Here is a 16579-nt window from a genome sequence, read left to right on the forward strand (position 1 = left end):
TGGTGGCGATAGCGATGTGGACACACCTGTTCTCATCCCGAACACAGAAGTTAAGCATATCAGCGGCGACAATATCTGGACTGGCTCCAGTGAAGATAGCACGCTGCCAGGTAATCTGACTCATCTTTTGATGGGTCTTTTTTTTACTTATAAGCAAAGCTATCAAGGTGGTACAAAGCCTTTACGATTCTGATGATTCCTTTTCCTTATTACAATTCTATCGAAAGAGTAATAGAGGCGCCTAAATAGGAGGAGCATGCCTTTACTATACGGTCGTTTTTACTGACAAAACCCGCGTAGAATGTAGCACAGCTGTCCTGAGTCATACTTGATTTATGCTTCGGGCTTATTAGAAGACTCAAGTAAATATATGATATAGCGTAGTAAACGATTTAAAATAAGCACATTGCTAAAAGAAGAGGCAGATCCACTTGACTCCTTTCCTTCATTGCTCTACATATTTCTATGCAACTTGCTACCATAGCAACAAACGTTTTAAGCAGTTTCCTATACAAAGCTGCATATGAGAGGTATGATTGCACTGTGAAAAGCTGTAGAATTCCTGTAGGATTCATATTTATGGATACTTTATTTACAGCTGCAGTATACAATGGACTCTTTCAGGAAATGTAACTATAAGATGAAGATAGCAGAGCTTGAAAGGATGCCTGTGAGTATTCTTTATATCTGTGTCATAGAATGCTAGGGATGAACTGTACCAGCTAGTCGCTCTTGTATTTTCGCATCGCCCTTTGGATATGAAAGTGAGAGGTTACGCTAACCCTCTATACCCTATATGTTAATGCCATTCGCATATCAACATCCGAATAAATCTGAAAAAGCATATTCTGTATCTTATAGACGATTCTACGCCTAATAAAATCTGAATCATTTGATATTGCTTGATTTACGTAACATGCAGGACATGATGATGAAGAGAGTTAGATCATTCTTAGGTTATAATGAAATTTATAGAGTGCTTCCTATTTGTGATGGAGTATGTGAGTATAGAAAAGCTCTGCTTATTGTGGCAGAGCTTTTTGCTAAGACTTTAATATATTTTTATAGCCGGCGTACGTGACCAGAAAATACGAGCCGTAGATGACCAGGATGATGGCAGCAGTGAAGAAGGAGGACATCATAATATCTCCACGGCCAAACATTGTTACTAGAGTGTTCACCATTTTGATTCCTACAACACTATGCACTATGGCAAGTGCCAGCGGCATCATAAAGTAAATGGCGATTTGCAGTAGTATAGAGCGATTGATCATTCGCTGTTCTGTACCGATCTTGCTCAAAATCAGATAGCGTTTTTTATTATCATTGGCCTGAGATAACTGCTGCAAGGCAAGAATTACTGCACTCGCAATCATAAAGACAGTTCCCAGATAAATTCCAATGTACGTAAAGGTTACAGCCATTCCCTTATTCATATCATAAACATCCTGCTTGGAAGAGCGCATAAATGCAGGGAATACATCTTCACCAGATGATTCTTCATATAATTTAGATCGTTGCTGATCAAAGTATTTATCAAACTTTTCACAGCTGGTTTTGCTTGAAAGATCAATATTCCAGTATATCTCATTGATTTCCGCATTCTTTGGTATGAGAGCATCTGGTACAACCACGGCAAGCATATAGCCATTCATACTGCTGTTTGTTCCTAAGGAGATTGTTTCATAGGAATCATTGACAACACGAGCCTTTTTATGGAAGACGGTTACTTCGGGCTTTGCATCCAGAATATCATTTACCGCCGGAGATAACGTTTCAACAGAAGTATAGAGATATAACTCGTTATTCTTTAGCTTAACAGGTTCGTAGCCAAGGCGCTTTCTAACAGTGTTATATGAAGACAGCGGTACTGCAATTACGGATTCCTTACCATTATCCTCTAGCAACAGACGGCTTGTCTTGTCCGATATATGGTCCATGAGGTTTTTATCATTAACCTTTAATTCTGATGTGTAGGTAGTCAGGATGCTTTGTGATTTAATATAGGAAGGATCAATCTGTAAGCGTGGTATTGCATCCTGAAGAAGAAGGTCTCCATCGTTCTTTTTTGTACCATTCTGATAGTAACCATATTCCGCAACGATTGTATAATCATACGGAGTATTATTTTTAATAGATTTATTCATTGTGTTATTCAAGCTTAACCCGGTGGATAATGCACCAATACTTAATAGCAGCATAATACACACAATGCTCATTGAGATGAAGTTGGTATTGATGTTGGAATTAATCTGCCGCAGAATGAAGCAATTCAGATTTTTAAAATAAATACCCTTGCTTGATTTTACAACGGTAAGCAGGAAGCCAGCCAGAGATAGAAAGAATAGTACAGTACCGATGCTTCCAACGAGTATAATGATTCCAAGGGAATTAAATGCCATGATGCCATTATCAAGTGCCTGATGGTAAGCCCAGCCCAGACATGCAATGGATATTAGAAATAGCAGCAATGACATCCAGACCTTCTTGATTTTCAATTCATCATTTCTTCGGTCTGCATTCAGCAGGTCAATCAGCTTATAGCGGTTCAAGACCATAGTGTTGAATATCATCGTGATAAAGAAGATCATAGAGAAGGAGAATACGGTCATGATCGTTGCTGAAGGGGAGAAGACGAAGTGATAATCTAGTGGTACAGCAAACAAATTTGCCGTCACGGCAGTCAGCACCTGTGAGACGATCAATCCAAGAACCATTCCGGATAGGAGAGAGATGATACCGATGGTCAGAGTCTCATATACCAGAACTCTGGAAATTTTCCCTCTTGGCATTCCCAGCATTGTATAAAGTCCAAGCTCTTTTTTTCGTCTCCGAATCAGAAAGTTATTTGCATATAAAATTAAAAATGCAAGAACTACTGCTACAAAGATTGAAACCAGGCGCATGAGCAGCGTCAGCTGGTCTACAATCATAAGCTGCGACTCATTCAGCTTCATGACAGCCTGTTGAGACTGAAAGGAGTTAAACGTATAAAATAGGCATACGGAGAAGGTCAATGTCAGGAAGTAAACAAGGAAGTCCTTGAAGCTCTTCTTGACATTGCGCAAGGCCAGCTTAAAGTACATTGCTCGTGTCACCTCCCAGCAGGGTCACAACCTCCATGATCTGGTTGAAGAAATCCTTACGGGAGCTTTCACCACGGATAATCTCATTAAATATTTTACCATCCTTTATAAACAGGATACGGTGTGCATAGGATGCAGTGAAGGCATCATGTGTAACCATCATAATCGTTGCATTGTATTCAATATTCAAACGTTCCATGGAGTCCAGCAGCATGCGGCTGGATTTGGAATCCAGTGCTCCGGTCGGCTCATCCGCCAGTATCAGGCTCGGGTTTGTAATCAATGCCCTCGCTGACGCTACACGCTGCTTCTGACCACCGGACATCTGATAAGGATATTTCTGCAATACATCCGTTATGTCCAGCTTCTTTGCTACACTTTCGATGCGTTTTCCGATCTGTGCCGGCTTTACCTTTTGAATCGTAAGGGCAAGTGCAATGTTTTCATAGGCAGTCAAAGTATCGAGCAGGTTAAAATCCTGGAAAATAAAACCCAGCTCCTTCCGACGGAAGCTGCTTAAATCATTTTTCTTCAGCTGTGTGATATCCTTGCCATTGATATAAATATGACCGCTTGTGACAGTATCAATGGTGGAAATGCAATTCAGCAGGGTTGTCTTACCGGAACCGCTGGGTCCCATAACACCGATGAATTCACCTTCATCTACAGAAAAGCTGATATTGTCAACAGCCTTTGTGATATTGCTTCGGTTTCCGTAATACTTTTCAATATTTTCTACAGTTAATATGGTTTTCATAAAATTCCTCCTCTGTTTGTTTTATCTTTCATACGTTCACTGATATTGGACAGCTTCAGCAGCAGGACGCTTACCAGAAACAGAATCAGCATACAGCTGTATATTCCTTCACTGAGAAAGGTTGGAAAGAGTAGATTGATGACAAGCAGAATCCCCATCATCACAATTCCGATTTCAAATGCATAGGCCCATATCCGTTTCATGGGATCACCTCCTGTATACCTGTATTGTACAGGAGCTGTGGTATATGCGCCATGGATAACGATTACATTATACTTACAAACTTGTAAGCTTCTTCGTAAGAAAAGCAGGGAGGATTCCCTGCTCAACAGCATCAACAACAATAAGAGCAATGCATACAGTCTTTTTATTTCAGAAGCATAAGCTTGGAAATCGGGAAATCAAGGATAATTGTCGTTCCCTGTCCCTGTACACTTTCCGCACGAATTCCCAGATACAGCTTATTACAAAGTGTTTTGCATAAATACAGGCCCATGCCAGTCGCTTTTTCATTCAATCTGCCATTGGTTCCCGTGAATCCCTTTTCAAAGATTCTGCCCAGCTCGCTGGAGGATATACCGCTTCCGTTGTCCTGAATATGAAGAGAAATCATATTATCAGTGGATGTGGTCCATATATGAATGGTTCCAACTTCCTTCGGCGTATATTTCAGGGCATTGGAAATAATCTGGTCGAGGATGAATTCCAGCCATTTGCTGTCACTGTAAACGGACAACTCCAGATCATCCAGCTGAATTTTTATTTTCTGATAAATAAAGCTCTTGGAATGCTTGCGAATGACCTTTGATACACATTCCTGCAGGGAAAGCTCCTTGATAATATAATCCTTTTCAGGATTCGTACTGCGCGCATAAAAGAGTGCCTGTTCCACAAAGCCCTCAACCTTTTCAATTTCCTCCTGCAGACTCAGTGTCACTTCACTGGGATTGTTGGAGATAATCAGCTTGCTGGCAGCAAGCGGTGTTTTGATTTCATGAACCCACATTTCAATATAATCCTTGTACTCATTCTGTGATATCCGATAGCGGTTCACATTATCTGCCATGGATTTATCCACAATGCGCAGGGTTTCATATAGAATTTTGCCGTCCATAAACAGCGGCTCATCAATGATTTCTGTCAACAGGTATTTCTGATCCAGGCCGTCCAATGTCTGTTCCAGGCGGTGATAATAGGTGGAACGCCGCAGATATTCAATGATCAGACAGGCAAGCACCATCCCCCATTGCAGCAGGGAGATGATGAGAATGACCTGTCCGTTAACCTGAATGGCATATAGAAACAGAATCGTGATAATACTTGTCAGAAAGGAAATCATAATCAGATACAGCTTTTCCCGAATAAATTCATTAGTCCTCATATATGATGTATCCCATACCGCGCTTTGTCTGAATCAGATCATCCAGCCGCAGATACTCCAGCTTTTTCCGCAGCCGGTTGATATTGACGGTCAGGGTATTGTCATCGACAAACAGATCACAGTCCCACATATGCTGCATCAGCTCGTTGCGGGAAACGATCTTGTTTTTATTTTGAAACAGACAATGCATGATCCGTAATTCGTTCTTGGTCAGATCAATGCTGTTTCCCTTCCAGGTTAATGTACTTTTCGATATATCCAGTGCAATATCATGAATGGTCAGTATATTGCTGCTGGCATGCTCATAGGTGCGCTGCAGCACCCGGGCGATGCGGGCAAGCAGAATCTGCAGATTGTAGGGCTTGGTCACAAAGTCATCAGCCCCCAGGTTCATACTGATCAGCTCATCCATATCGGAATCTCTGCTTGTCACAATAATAATAGGCATATCACTGCTTTTGCGCACCTCCCGACAGATAAAATGACCATCTACAACTGGAAGATTCAAATCTAGTAAAAGCAGATCCGGCTGCTCCTTATGAATGATATCCAGGGTATGCTCAAAATCATCCGGCCCCAGAGCTTCATAGCCGTTTTTACCAAGAAAATCACAAAGCTCGTTTCTAATTTTTTCGTTATCTTCAATAATCATAATACGATACATGATTGTTCACCTCTTCTGTATTCTTCTTATAGCTTACCATAAGCGAAAGAAAAAAGAAATCCGCTTGCTGCGAATTTCCTGTCAGGATACATGCTCCAGAACCTGCAGATTCACTTCCAGAATTTCATAGGACTGGGTTGAGAGATGATTGAGCAGCAGCTCCACTCTGGCCATTTCCTTGGTGCGAAACAGTGCCGGCAGCATATCATCCATCTGAATGCGCAGGGAGCTTCCTGCACCTGCCTGTGCATTGATACCGTGAAACCATCGGTTTGTTTTTTTACTGCGAATTGCGTACATGACGATGACCTCCTGTAGCTAGAGGATTGCCATTTTCTGTATGTTTATACACGGTGAGAGAAGGAATTGATTATTTTTCGAATAGCATCAATAGCAGAGGAACTGCATTCCTGTCCGGTGATATATTCACAAAGATACCGCCATTGCTGTATGGTAAATGCATCATTGTCAATTTCGTTAAGAAAAGCAAGACATTCTTTCAGATAGATTGGATTTCGTATATCGGATATATAATTCAAATTACAATGTAGCTGTATATATTCCAGCATTTCATCTGTTTTCAATCCAATTCCTCCCTCTGTGTTAAAATCTATACTATATGAGATGGATGCTTTTGCCCCGAAAACATCCATTTTTTTTATTTTATCAGGTAAAAATTAACCAAATGTGCAAGAAATGTATATATACATAAAAGTATGATATTATATACAAACCTACTCCACTAGTATGACATAATTTCCAAATTTTTACAATGATTTTTTAGAACCGTATCTTCGAATGCAGGACTTTACCTATGATCTTAAGTTGTCCTTCTTCGATTTCCTCCTGTGTGAAAACCCTTGGTTCTACTACCGGGTTTGTTGCCATTAAAATAACAGTATGCTCCTTTTTTAATATTTTCTTGATAGTTACTTCGCTGTGATTCAACAAAACAACTGCTATGTCTCCGTTTTCCACATCACTGCAGCTTTTTACATACACCAGGTCACCGTCATAAATACGGGAGCCAGTCATGGAATCTCCCTGTACACGAAGATAATAATCTCCCTGTGCGGCTTCTCTTGCGCTCACCTCTTCATATCCCAGCAGATTCTCATTCGCAAACAGATCGTAGCCGGCCTTCACATAGCCAAGAATCGGTTTAACATGTCCCTGCAGACATGCCGGTACATCAATTCCAAACAGCTCGGAAAGTCTGTCTAACCGGGCTTGTGGAACATTGCTGGATTCTCCGGACTCCCAGCGCTTCACAGTTGATTTTGATACACCGACAAAATCCCCGACACTTTCCAGACTGAGGCTGTCCCGATGCCGATAGTAGGTTAATAGCTCACTTAATTTCATGAAGATGTCCTCCCGTATATAGTATAACATAAAAATCCAAAATTTATATGAAAACGGTATTTATCAGCTGCCAATTTCTGGTAACGTTCCATTATTTGTTGAAAAACGGAACAAAATGCATATAATAGTTTTGTGAGGTGAGTCCTATGCAGAAAAAAGACCGTATTATTGTACACAGTGACATCAATCACTGCTATGCGCAGATTGAGGAAATGAAATATCCCGGGCTGCGGGATGTCCCGATGGCAGTCGGCGGAAACGAAGAAGAACGCCATGGAATTATCTTGGCAAAGAATGATAAGGCCAAGGCGTTTCACATTAAAACCGGGGAATCTCTGCGGGAAGCACTGGCAAAGTGTCCGCAGCTGCGTATTCTGAAGCCGGATTATGAGGAGTATATGTATTATACAGAAAGGGTTAAGGATATTTATCGCGAATATACGGATAAGGTGGAGTCCTTCGGATTGGATGAGGCCTGGATAGATTTGAGTGAATCAACCGCATTGTTTGGCAGCGGGATGAGCATTGCGAGAAAAATTCAGAACCGTGTTGAGCATGAGCTGGGAATGACGGTATCCATGGGCGTCAGCTATAATAAGATTTTTGCGAAGATCGGATCTGATATGGACAAACACAAAGGCCTGGTGGAGATTACAAGAGAAAATTATCGTGAGAGAATCTGGCCCCTGCCGGTACAGGATTTGTTTTACGTGGGAAGAGCGACGAAGCATAAGCTGGCACACTATTCCATTGAAACAATCGGACAGCTGGCACAGCTTCCTCAGGGATGGATGAAGGATCGCTTTGGAAAGGTGGGAGAGCTGATCTGGTGGTTTGCGAACGGAGAGGATGTATCCGAGGTTGCTCTATCCTCGCATCAGGAACAGGTGAAATCAGTGGGAAATGCTATTACTGCACCTAAGGATATCAAGAGCTTTGAGGATGCGAAAATCGTGTATTATGTACTTGCGGAATCCGTTGCCTCCCGTCTTCGGGAGCAGGGACTTCGAGGCAATGTGATTTCGGTTACGCTGCGAAGCACAGAGCTCACGTGGTTCAGCAGGCAGAGAAAGCTGGCGCAGGCAACCAATATCGCTGCTGAAATCATGCCGGTGGTACTGTCTTTACTGGAAGAAAACTATGATTTTTCCACACCGCTTCGCACGATAGGGGTAACGCTTGGCGGAATTGAAAAGGATAGCGGGATGACACAGCTGAATCTGTTTGTCAGTGAGGAGGAGCGGCACCGGCAGCGGATGCTGGAGGAAACAATGGATGCCATACGGGATCGCTTCGGGTTTTCCAAAATACAGCGCTGCTCTCTGCTGAAGGACAGACATCTGACGGATTTCAATCCCAAAGAGGATCATGTCGTGCATCCGGTCGGTTTCTTTTGAGGTAGCCTATGCAGAAGCTGCATGAGCCAAGACAGCGCTTATATAAGAAATATGTGGATGTGCTGACTGTTATGGGAAAGAATGAAGTATTAAAGCCGGTTGCAGTGCTTTGGGACAACGGAATAAAGTATGAAATTGACAGGGTGCTGCAAATTCGCAATAAAGCCTCCTCAGTAGGTGGCTGCGGTCTTTGCTATGAATGCGTGATTCAGGGACAGAAGCGGGATTTGTATTTTGAACGCACACGCTGGTTTTTGGAGAGTACAAAGCCATAGACCGTATGGAGAAAAAGAAGTGTGTGCATACTAACAGCGGAGGGATAACCATGATTTCCAATATAGCAAAAATAACCGTGTATGTAAAAAACAGTGCAGAAGCAAAAAAGTTTTGGACAGAGAATATGGGCTTTGTCATCCGTGAGGAACAGCTGATGGGACCCGGCATGACATGGCTGGAAACAGCACCGGATTATCATGCACAGACAACGATTGTCCTGTTTGAACGCTCCCGTATGGAAAAAGCCAATCCGCAGGTATCTACAGCACATCCGTCTGTTATGTTTACCTGTGCGGACATTGAAGAGGAGCATCGCCGTTTACTAAGCAACGGTGTCATTGTGGATGACATTCAGAAGTACCCCTACGGAAGGATGTTCAGCTTTTATGACCAGGATCACCAGGTGTATCTGCTAAGAGAAGCATAAGGGACAGGCGAGAGCCTGCCCTTTTTAAACAACACAGATCATGCGCTATACAAAACAGCTTCCTTACAACTCATGCACGCGTTCATAAGCAAAGCTAATCAGCACCGTGGATTCTGATTGCGGCTCAGCAGGAATATAACGACTGCCACCAGCAGAATACTGCCGATTCCCAAAATCGGAAACAGTACGATGCCGCCGATAATTGAAACACTGATGATGCTGACAGAAAGAATTACCGAGGATGTTCGCGGACTGGAACGGACACGTTTTGCCATGCTTTGACACCTCCTTCCTCTTTACTATATGATTTCCTTTGTTTTCCTGTCTGTATTCGTCGAACGTTTTGTAGAGCTTCTGCTTCGGAACGTGAAATATTGTGAAATAAACTGGTTATACTAACAAAAGCAGCGTATGAAGTTCATATGCTATAGAATGACGAGGATGGTGAAGATATGAAGTATCGTTTAAATACACAGGTTTCCGCAATTCTGGATACAGCAAGAGAGGAAGCCAGAGAGATGGGCAACAATTATGTCGGAAGCGAGCATCTATTGCTTGCGATATTAAAGGATACCGCAACACCGCTGTCACGGCTGTTATGTGCACAGGGTGTATATTATTTTCAGCTCAAGGAGGATTTAATGGTTCTTTTTGGACTGAAGGATCAGGATGTGGAGGAGCTGCAGATTACACAGGTCGTGGATGATATCCTGGAGCGCGGAATGTCACTGTCTTCCAGAAAACAAAATACAATGATGGATGTGGATTCCCTGACACTGGCACTGCTGCAGACAAACAGCTGTGTGGCAACGGAGATACTGCATCGCTATGATGTGGATGAAGAGGTGGTGTTGCTGCAGATGGAGCATGGCAGTATGAGCGAGCTGGATAAAATCAGTGAGCTTCGCAATCTGAATATGTGCGGAGCGAATCAGGATATCGTGGGAAGGGATGCGGAGCTGAATTTTATGATTTCCGTACTGTCGCGCAAGGATAAGGCAAATCCGCTGCTGATTGGTGAGCCCGGTGTCGGAAAGACCGCTCTGGTGGAAAAGCTGGCCGGTATGATTCAGCAGAATCTGGTTCCTTCGCTGAAGGATGCCTGTATTTATGAGCTGCATTTGAATTCACTTGTGGCAGGCACCAAGTACCGCGGTGATTTTGAGGAAAAGCTGCAGAATATCATCCGTCTGCTGGAGAAGTATCCCAATGTTATTTTATTTATTGATGAAATCCATCTGATGATCGGTGCCGGAAAATCCGAGGGTTCAATTGATGTTTCCAGTGTGCTGAAGCCGTATCTGGCAAGAGGTGTTATCAAATGTATCGGGGCAACCACCATCGAGGAATATGAAATGTATATTGAAAAGGATCGTGCGCTGGAGCGCCGCTTTCAGATCATTACCATACGGGAGCCGGATGTTGAGGACACCATTAAGATGCTAAAGGCAAAGAAGAAGGAATACGAGGATTTTCATAATGTAAAGATTCAGGAGAAGGTTCTGGAACAAATCGTGAAATACTGTGCATATTACATGCCGCAGAGGAAGTTTCCGGATAAGGCGATTGATGTGCTGGATCTGGCTTGTGTCGGTGCTAAACGGCAGAGTGAGCGCAGTGTAAGTGAGGACATGGTACGGGATGTCATAGAAAAGCTGACGGATATTCCGCTGGCTTCCCGTAATCGTCTGCAGGAGCTGAAAAAGCATCTGGAAACGACCATGGTTGCGCAAAAGGAGGTTATCCGCAAGCTGATGGGTCAGCTGGAGTGGATCGAACAGGGAATCATCAGTGAACGGCCCCTTGGTGTATGGCTCTTTCTGGGGAATCAGGGCGTTGGAAAAAAGACGCTGATTCATCAGTTTAACCGCCTGTATTTCAATCAGGAGGATATGGTGGAGCTGGATATGGCGGCATTGGAGCACAATCTGGATCATAACCTGTCCAAGCTGCGCAGAAATCCCTATACCATAGTGAATGTAACCAACCTGCATATGGCAAATGAAGCAATGCTGCAGTTTTTAAAGCAGGGCATTGAACGCGGTTATCTGGAGCGTGACATACAGAAAATTGATCTGCGCCACAGTATAATGATTATGAGCGGGGATTTTCCTTGTTCCAGTGTGAGTGCGCTGAAGTTTCAGGAAACCAGTGATCCGCTGCTGCAGGTGAAGCGCAGTCTTGGCGCTTCCTTTACGGCACTGTTTGATGAGGTATTTGTATTCCATGATCTGGAACAGAAAGATAAGGTTACTGTCATGAAAAATATACTGAAAAAATGGGAAAAGACGATGGAGGAAACTGCGATTCTGGAGGCAATCGAATCCAGCAGTACGCTGGATGAGGCCGCAAAAAAGCTAAAGAAAAAAATCGTAAAGGCCTGATGCCGTGCAAGGTTTCAAAACGGAAAAGCCTCTGTAGTCCTATAGAGGCACCCTTTGATACAGCAGCTTTTCCTATATAGCTTCTGCTTCTTTTCGGAAGCTGGAAGAGGAACAGAGGATTTTTATGTCTTTCATAGATGCCGTGCGGTTTTTTGGAAGCTACAGGGCATAATAGAAATTGTTATGCTCTTTTTCATTTTTCGTTCAATTAAAACACAAGCATCATGACTAAAAAGGCGACAGACATCTGCTGTTATTAAGGCAGCTGTACAGTCGTCTTTTGCTGTATCTCATCTTATATTGTCTCCCTATTCATGATCATATCCAGTATTTCATATCACTTTTTTCACAGGTTCACCTGCTTCGGTTACGGCATTTGCCTGTCGATTTACGAATTATCAGCTCCGGCTCATATTCCAGCCGCAGGATATATTTATGTCCCCTGCTGCGGGTGTCCTTGTTATTTTTCTTATAGATCATGTCAACGGCTTCCTTCCCTTTGAGGATGGAGGCATGTTCAACGCTTGTTAGAGAAATATTCGGCATAGAGGAAAGATGGATGTTATCAAAGCCTGCGACAGAGTAATCCTGCGGTATCCGATATCCCTGCTGCGTGAGAGCGGCCATGACACCAAAGGCAGTCATATCATTGTTTCCTACAAAGGCAGTTGACGGTGTATGCTCCTTTAATGCTTCCAGAGCCAGATCAAAGCCGGCCATATACTCGGAGGATTCCGATGGATATTGCCTGTAGGTGGCAATGGAAGGCGTTTTTACAAGAATATTATCCTGGCTTTGTCCATGCTCCTCAAATGCTGCTTTTAATCCTTCCAGACGATGCAGCCTGGATATTTCCTTTGCTTTGATGGGGGTGGAGACAAAGGTGATGTGCGTATGCCCGAGTCCCACCAGATATTCTCCCATAAGATATCCGGTTTTTCTGCCATCCAGCTCAACGGAATCAAAGGTACAGCCTTCCGGCTTGTCACCGATGGATACAACGGGGATCTGCTTTGCCAGTGCATTGGCTTTGGTAATTCGCGTTGGAGGATACAGACAGATGGCTCCCGCCAGCTGCAGTCCTGCGAGCATATCAAAATAAAACTCTTCCTGTGCAGCATCCCGCATGGTCGTTACCGTGAAAACCGAATAGCCATACTCACCTGCCTGCTCCGTAATGGAATGCACCAGTGTGGCGTAATAGCCGTTTGATAACAGCGGAGTCAGAACAACGATGGTTTTATCCATCTTACTGGAGGCGTTCAGCTGTTTTTTTACCGGCTTTTGATATCCCAGCTTTTTTGCGGCAGAAAGCACCAGCTCTCTGGTTTCATCAGAAAAGGATACATTCTGTTTGTTGCTGAGTATCATGGAAACACTGGATTGCGAAACACCTGTATATTCTGCAATATCGCGTGTTGTTACCTTATTTCTTTTTCCCATGGGACATCTCCTTTAAAAATTATGATTTATTTTGATTAACAGCAGATTAGTAATCAGATTATCAAATGATTACTAATATTATATATTTGATTAACAGGAAAAGCAAGCAGTCATGCACAGGAATTCAACCAGGGGGGACCAGTTACAGAGGGAGAAGAAAGAGGAGGGTGTTAATCAAAGCGCTGTGATTGATAAAAAAGCTGTAGAAAGCCTTTGTTTAAAGGGATACAGGGGTTTGACAGTCTGTGTTTTATGGAGTAAATTTAAGGTGGTTAAGGAAGTCTGAAAAGGCTTACAGGAGGTTGGTAGAATGTATGATGTAGCAATTATCGGAGCAGGAATCGCCGGCTGTTCTCTTGCATATGAGCTTGGGAAATATCAGATCAAGGCGGTACTGATCGAAAAGGAGAATGATGTATCGGTAGGGACGACAAAGGCGAACAGCGCCATCATTCACGGCGGCTATGATCCGCTGCCGGGTTCGAAGATGGCGAAATACAATGTCGCAGGAAATGCATATATCAAGGAGCTGTGCGGAAAGCTTGATATTCCATACAAACAGATTGGTGCACTGATTATGGCATTTTCCGAAGCGGATGAAAGAACGCTCGAAGAGCTGAAAAACCGTGGCATCCAGAACGGTGTAAAGGACATGGAAATCTGGGATAAGGAGCGTTTGCATAGGGAAGAACCTCATGTATCTCAGGAGGCGAGAGCTGCACTGTATTCACCGAATGTCGGAATCGTCAGTCCATGGGAACTGGCACTTGCACTGGCAGAGGTTGCGGTAGAGAATGGTGTTGAGGTTAAACTGAACACGGAAGTAAAAAATATAGAGAAAACGGATACAGGGTATTCCATTGAAACCAATCAGGGTGTTATTGATGCGGTTTGCGTATGCAATGCGGCAGGTGTGTTTGCGGATGAGGTTAATGAAATGGTGAATGACGCCACCTTTAAGATAGAGCCGAATAAGGGAGAATACTATCTGCTGGACAAGAGTCAGGGAAATCTTGTCAGCCATGTCATCTTCCAGTGTCCAAATGAAAACGGAAAGGGTGTTCTGGTTGCTCCGACAGTGCATGGTAATCTGATTGTCGGACCGGATTCACAGCCAACCTCCAGGGAGGATGTATCCACAACCGCGGAGGGCTTAAGCTATGTGCGTAATACCGCATTGAAGTCCATTCCGGATATCAATTTCCGTGAATCCATTCGTAATTTTGCAGGTGTTCGTGCAAGAACGAAGGAGGACGATTTCTTTGTATATGAAGATCCCGAAAACCGTCTGTTCTACAATATCGCAGGGATGGCATCTCCGGGCTTATCATCTGCCCCTGCCATTGCGCTGGACGTTATTGAAATGATGAAGGAATCCGGTCTGCCTCTGACAAAAAAGGAAGCATGCATGGATACGAGAAGTGTTGTGCGGTTCCGTGAAATGAATCATGAGGAGCGCACGGCGCTGATCAAGGAGCATCCGGAGTATGGAAAAATCATCTGCCGCTGTGAAACAGTGACAGAGGGAGAAATCATTGATGCCGTGCATCGTCCGATTCCGGCTGTATCCATTGATGCTGTAAAACGCCGCTGCAATGCGGGGATGGGACGCTGTCAGGGTGGCTTCTGCGGCCCTCGTGTTCAGGAAATTATCGCAAGAGAGCTGAAAAAGAATTTGAAGGATGTACCGCTGGATCGGGAAGGTATGATTCTGATTACAGGGGAAACAAAAGCAGCTGGAGGTGAACAGGAATGAAATATGATGTTATCGTTGTCGGCGGAGGGCCGGCAGGTCTGGCATCTGCGCTGGAAGCCTGGAAGCAGGGGGCAAAGCATATTCTGATACTGGAGCGTGATCAGGAGCTGGGCGGTATATTGAATCAGTGTATTCACAACGGGTTTGGTCTGCACCACTTCAAAGAAGAGCTGACCGGGCCGGAATATGCAGGAAAATTTATCGAAATGCTGAAGGATACCAATGTCGAGGTGCTGCTGGATACCATGGTGCTGGATATTGATGAGGAAAACCATTGCATTCATGCTATGAATAAAAAGCAGGGCTATATGCAGCTGGAGGGAAAGGCAATCGTGCTGAATATGGGATGCCGCGAGCGTACCAGGGGAGCCATTGCGATTCCCGGAGATCGCCCAGCCGGTGTCTTTACTGCGGGAGCAGCACAGCGTTATGTAAATATTGAAGGGTATATGGTTGGTAAACGGGTATTGATTCTCGGTTCCGGTGATATCGGTTTGATCATGGCGCGCCGTATGAGTCTGGAGGGTGCAAAGGTGGTCGGCTGTGTGGAGCTGTGTCCGTATTCCAACGGTTTGAACAGAAATATAGTGCAGTGTCTGAACGATTATGATATCCCGCTGTATCTCTCTCATACCATTACAGATATTCAGGGAGATAAACGCGTGGAGCGTGTCATTGTTCAGGAGGTTGATGAAAAGCGGCAGCCGATTCCCGGAACAGAAATCACCTTCGATGTGGATACTGTCCTGTTATCAGTCGGTCTGATTCCGGAAAATGAGCTATCCAGAGCTGCCGGACTGCAGATGGATCCGAGAACAAACGGTCCTGTGGTCTATGAGAATATGGAAACCAGTGCAAAGGGTATTTTCGCAAGCGGAAATGTTGTGCATGTGCATGATCTTGTGGACTTTGTGACAGCGGAGAGTGAGCGTGCCGGAAGAAGTGCCGCAATCTATGCGATGCAGGGAAATCCGAAAGCCGGAAGATGTATTGAAGTGAAGAACGGGAACGCGGTGAATTACACAGTGCCGCAGAAAATCCGTATGAATAACGTGGATAAGTTTGTGGAAGTGATGTTCCGGGTGAATAATGTATATAAGGATATGGAAATCTGTGTCATGAGCGGGGATCAGAAGCTGGCAGGATTCAAACGCGAGCATATGGCTCCGGGTGAAATGGAAAAAATTGTTATACCGAAAATGCTGCTGGAGAAGGCAGGCGATGAAGTGATCATCCGTGTGGAAAAGGCAGGTGCATAGGATATGAAAAATTTAATATGTATCGTATGTCCGAAGGGCTGTCATCTGAGTGTTGATGATGAAAACGGATATACTGTTACCGGCAACAGCTGTCCAAGAGGGGCGGAGTATGGGAAAACAGAGCTGATTGATCCCAGACGCATTATCACATCAACAGTGCGTATTACTGCAAAAACGGCAAGACGAGTTCCGGTGAAAACCGAGCAGAGCATCCCGAAGGGCAGGATTATGGATGTCATGAAGGCACTGGAAAGCATCGATGTCAAGGCACCGGTATCTGCGGGAGATGTTGTCTTAAAGGATGTCGCAGGTCTCGGTGTAAATATTGTTGCGACAAAATCGGTGGAGCAATAAATAAAGCAAAGTATAGGATACAAAACAGAC

At 44.0% G+C, this 16579-nt stretch carries 17 protein-coding genes and 1 rRNA gene; 8 read left to right on the forward strand and 10 right to left on the reverse strand.

Going from position 1 to position 16579, the window contains the following annotated elements; translation table 11 throughout:
* Window positions 1–112 (forward strand): 5S ribosomal RNA (rrf, locus tag KSZ58_RS18525); the annotation flags it as partial.
* A 931-nt stretch (window positions 113–1043) separates the two neighbouring features.
* On the opposite strand, the gene KSZ58_RS18530 is transcribed toward rrf, so the two are convergent.
* The 8 genes from KSZ58_RS18530 to KSZ58_RS18565 form a co-directional block, all read right to left on the reverse strand.
* Window positions 1044–3086 (reverse strand): FtsX-like permease family protein, encoded by a 2043-nt coding sequence (locus tag KSZ58_RS18530; RefSeq protein ID WP_009270692.1) that lies wholly within the window; start codon window positions 3084–3086, stop codon window positions 1044–1046.
* Window positions 3076–3843 carry an ABC transporter ATP-binding protein gene (locus tag KSZ58_RS18535; protein ID WP_008818402.1) on the reverse strand — a complete coding sequence of 256 codons (768 nt, stop codon included), beginning with the start codon at window positions 3841–3843 and terminating at the stop codon, window positions 3076–3078. Before KSZ58_RS18535 ends, KSZ58_RS18530 begins: the two co-directional genes overlap by 11 nt.
* On the reverse strand, window positions 3840–4046 hold the full coding sequence (locus tag KSZ58_RS18540; RefSeq protein WP_002607167.1) for a hypothetical protein: 207 nt from the start codon (window positions 4044–4046) through the stop codon (window positions 3840–3842). The genes KSZ58_RS18535 and KSZ58_RS18540 overlap by 4 nt, the downstream gene beginning before the upstream one ends.
* A gap of 164 nt (window positions 4047–4210) precedes the next feature.
* Window positions 4211–5224, reverse strand: a complete 1014-nt coding sequence (locus tag KSZ58_RS18545) for a HAMP domain-containing sensor histidine kinase (RefSeq protein WP_002607168.1) — start codon at window positions 5222–5224, stop codon at window positions 4211–4213.
* Entirely contained in the window at window positions 5214–5888 is a 675-nt protein-coding gene (locus KSZ58_RS18550) for a response regulator transcription factor (protein ID WP_002607169.1), read from the reverse strand. The genes KSZ58_RS18545 and KSZ58_RS18550 overlap by 11 nt, the downstream gene beginning before the upstream one ends.
* Before the next feature lie 81 nt (window positions 5889–5969).
* Window positions 5970–6188, reverse strand: a complete 219-nt coding sequence (locus tag KSZ58_RS18555) for a hypothetical protein (RefSeq protein WP_002607170.1) — start codon at window positions 6186–6188, stop codon at window positions 5970–5972.
* 44 nt (window positions 6189–6232) lie between these two features.
* On the reverse strand, window positions 6233–6472 hold the full coding sequence (locus KSZ58_RS18560; RefSeq protein ID WP_008818404.1) for a hypothetical protein: 240 nt from the start codon (window positions 6470–6472) through the stop codon (window positions 6233–6235).
* 196 nt (window positions 6473–6668) lie between these two features.
* The gene (locus KSZ58_RS18565; RefSeq protein WP_002607172.1) at window positions 6669–7253 is read right to left on the reverse strand and encodes a LexA family transcriptional regulator; all 585 of its coding nucleotides are present in this window, start codon (window positions 7251–7253) and stop codon (window positions 6669–6671) included.
* A 146-nt stretch (window positions 7254–7399) separates the two neighbouring features.
* Here KSZ58_RS18565 and KSZ58_RS18570 point away from each other — a divergent pair, with 146 nt between their 5' ends.
* Genes KSZ58_RS18570 through KSZ58_RS18580 form a run of 3 tightly spaced genes read left to right on the forward strand, consistent with a single transcriptional unit; the run spans window position 7400 to window position 9353 of the window.
* Window positions 7400–8650: a DNA polymerase IV gene (locus KSZ58_RS18570; protein ID WP_009270689.1), complete on the forward strand. Its 1251-nt coding sequence runs from the start codon at window positions 7400–7402 to the stop codon at window positions 8648–8650.
* Window positions 8651–8658: 8 nt separating this feature from the next.
* On the forward strand, window positions 8659–8925 hold the full coding sequence (locus KSZ58_RS18575) for a hypothetical protein (RefSeq protein ID WP_002607174.1): 267 nt from the start codon (window positions 8659–8661) through the stop codon (window positions 8923–8925).
* A gap of 50 nt (window positions 8926–8975) precedes the next feature.
* Entirely contained in the window at window positions 8976–9353 is a 378-nt protein-coding gene (locus KSZ58_RS18580; protein ID WP_002607175.1) for a VOC family protein, read from the forward strand.
* A 98-nt stretch (window positions 9354–9451) separates the two neighbouring features.
* Here the strand turns inward: KSZ58_RS18580 and KSZ58_RS18585 are convergent, their stop codons facing one another.
* Window positions 9452–9628 carry a hypothetical protein gene (locus KSZ58_RS18585; RefSeq protein WP_002607176.1) on the reverse strand — a complete coding sequence of 59 codons (177 nt, stop codon included), beginning with the start codon at window positions 9626–9628 and terminating at the stop codon, window positions 9452–9454.
* A gap of 177 nt (window positions 9629–9805) precedes the next feature.
* On the opposite strand from KSZ58_RS18585, the gene KSZ58_RS18590 reads away from it, so the two are divergent.
* On the forward strand, window positions 9806–11737 hold the full coding sequence (locus KSZ58_RS18590; RefSeq protein WP_002607177.1) for an AAA family ATPase: 1932 nt from the start codon (window positions 9806–9808) through the stop codon (window positions 11735–11737).
* 354 nt (window positions 11738–12091) lie between these two features.
* Here KSZ58_RS18590 and KSZ58_RS18595 read toward each other — a convergent pair whose 3' ends face one another.
* Window positions 12092–13180: a LacI family DNA-binding transcriptional regulator gene (locus KSZ58_RS18595; RefSeq protein WP_008818406.1), complete on the reverse strand. Its 1089-nt coding sequence runs from the start codon at window positions 13178–13180 to the stop codon at window positions 12092–12094.
* Window positions 13181–13490: 310 nt separating this feature from the next.
* Here KSZ58_RS18595 and KSZ58_RS18600 point away from each other — a divergent pair, with 310 nt between their 5' ends.
* Genes KSZ58_RS18600 through KSZ58_RS18610 form a run of 3 tightly spaced genes read left to right on the forward strand, consistent with a single transcriptional unit; the run spans window position 13491 to window position 16549 of the window.
* Window positions 13491–14936 (forward strand): NAD(P)/FAD-dependent oxidoreductase, encoded by a 1446-nt coding sequence (locus KSZ58_RS18600; RefSeq protein WP_009588698.1) that lies wholly within the window; start codon window positions 13491–13493, stop codon window positions 14934–14936.
* On the forward strand, window positions 14933–16195 hold the full coding sequence (locus tag KSZ58_RS18605; RefSeq protein WP_009588727.1) for an NAD(P)/FAD-dependent oxidoreductase: 1263 nt from the start codon (window positions 14933–14935) through the stop codon (window positions 16193–16195). The genes KSZ58_RS18600 and KSZ58_RS18605 overlap by 4 nt, the downstream gene beginning before the upstream one ends.
* A gap of 3 nt (window positions 16196–16198) precedes the next feature.
* Entirely contained in the window at window positions 16199–16549 is a 351-nt protein-coding gene (locus KSZ58_RS18610) for a DUF1667 domain-containing protein (protein ID WP_008818408.1), read from the forward strand.
* Window positions 16550–16579: the final 30 nt, after the last annotated feature.

The sequence above is a fragment of the Erysipelatoclostridium sp. DFI.2.3 genome (assembly GCF_019132535.1).
Taxonomy (GTDB): domain Bacteria; phylum Bacillota_I; class Bacilli_A; order Erysipelotrichales; family Erysipelotrichaceae; genus Clostridium_AQ; species Clostridium_AQ innocuum.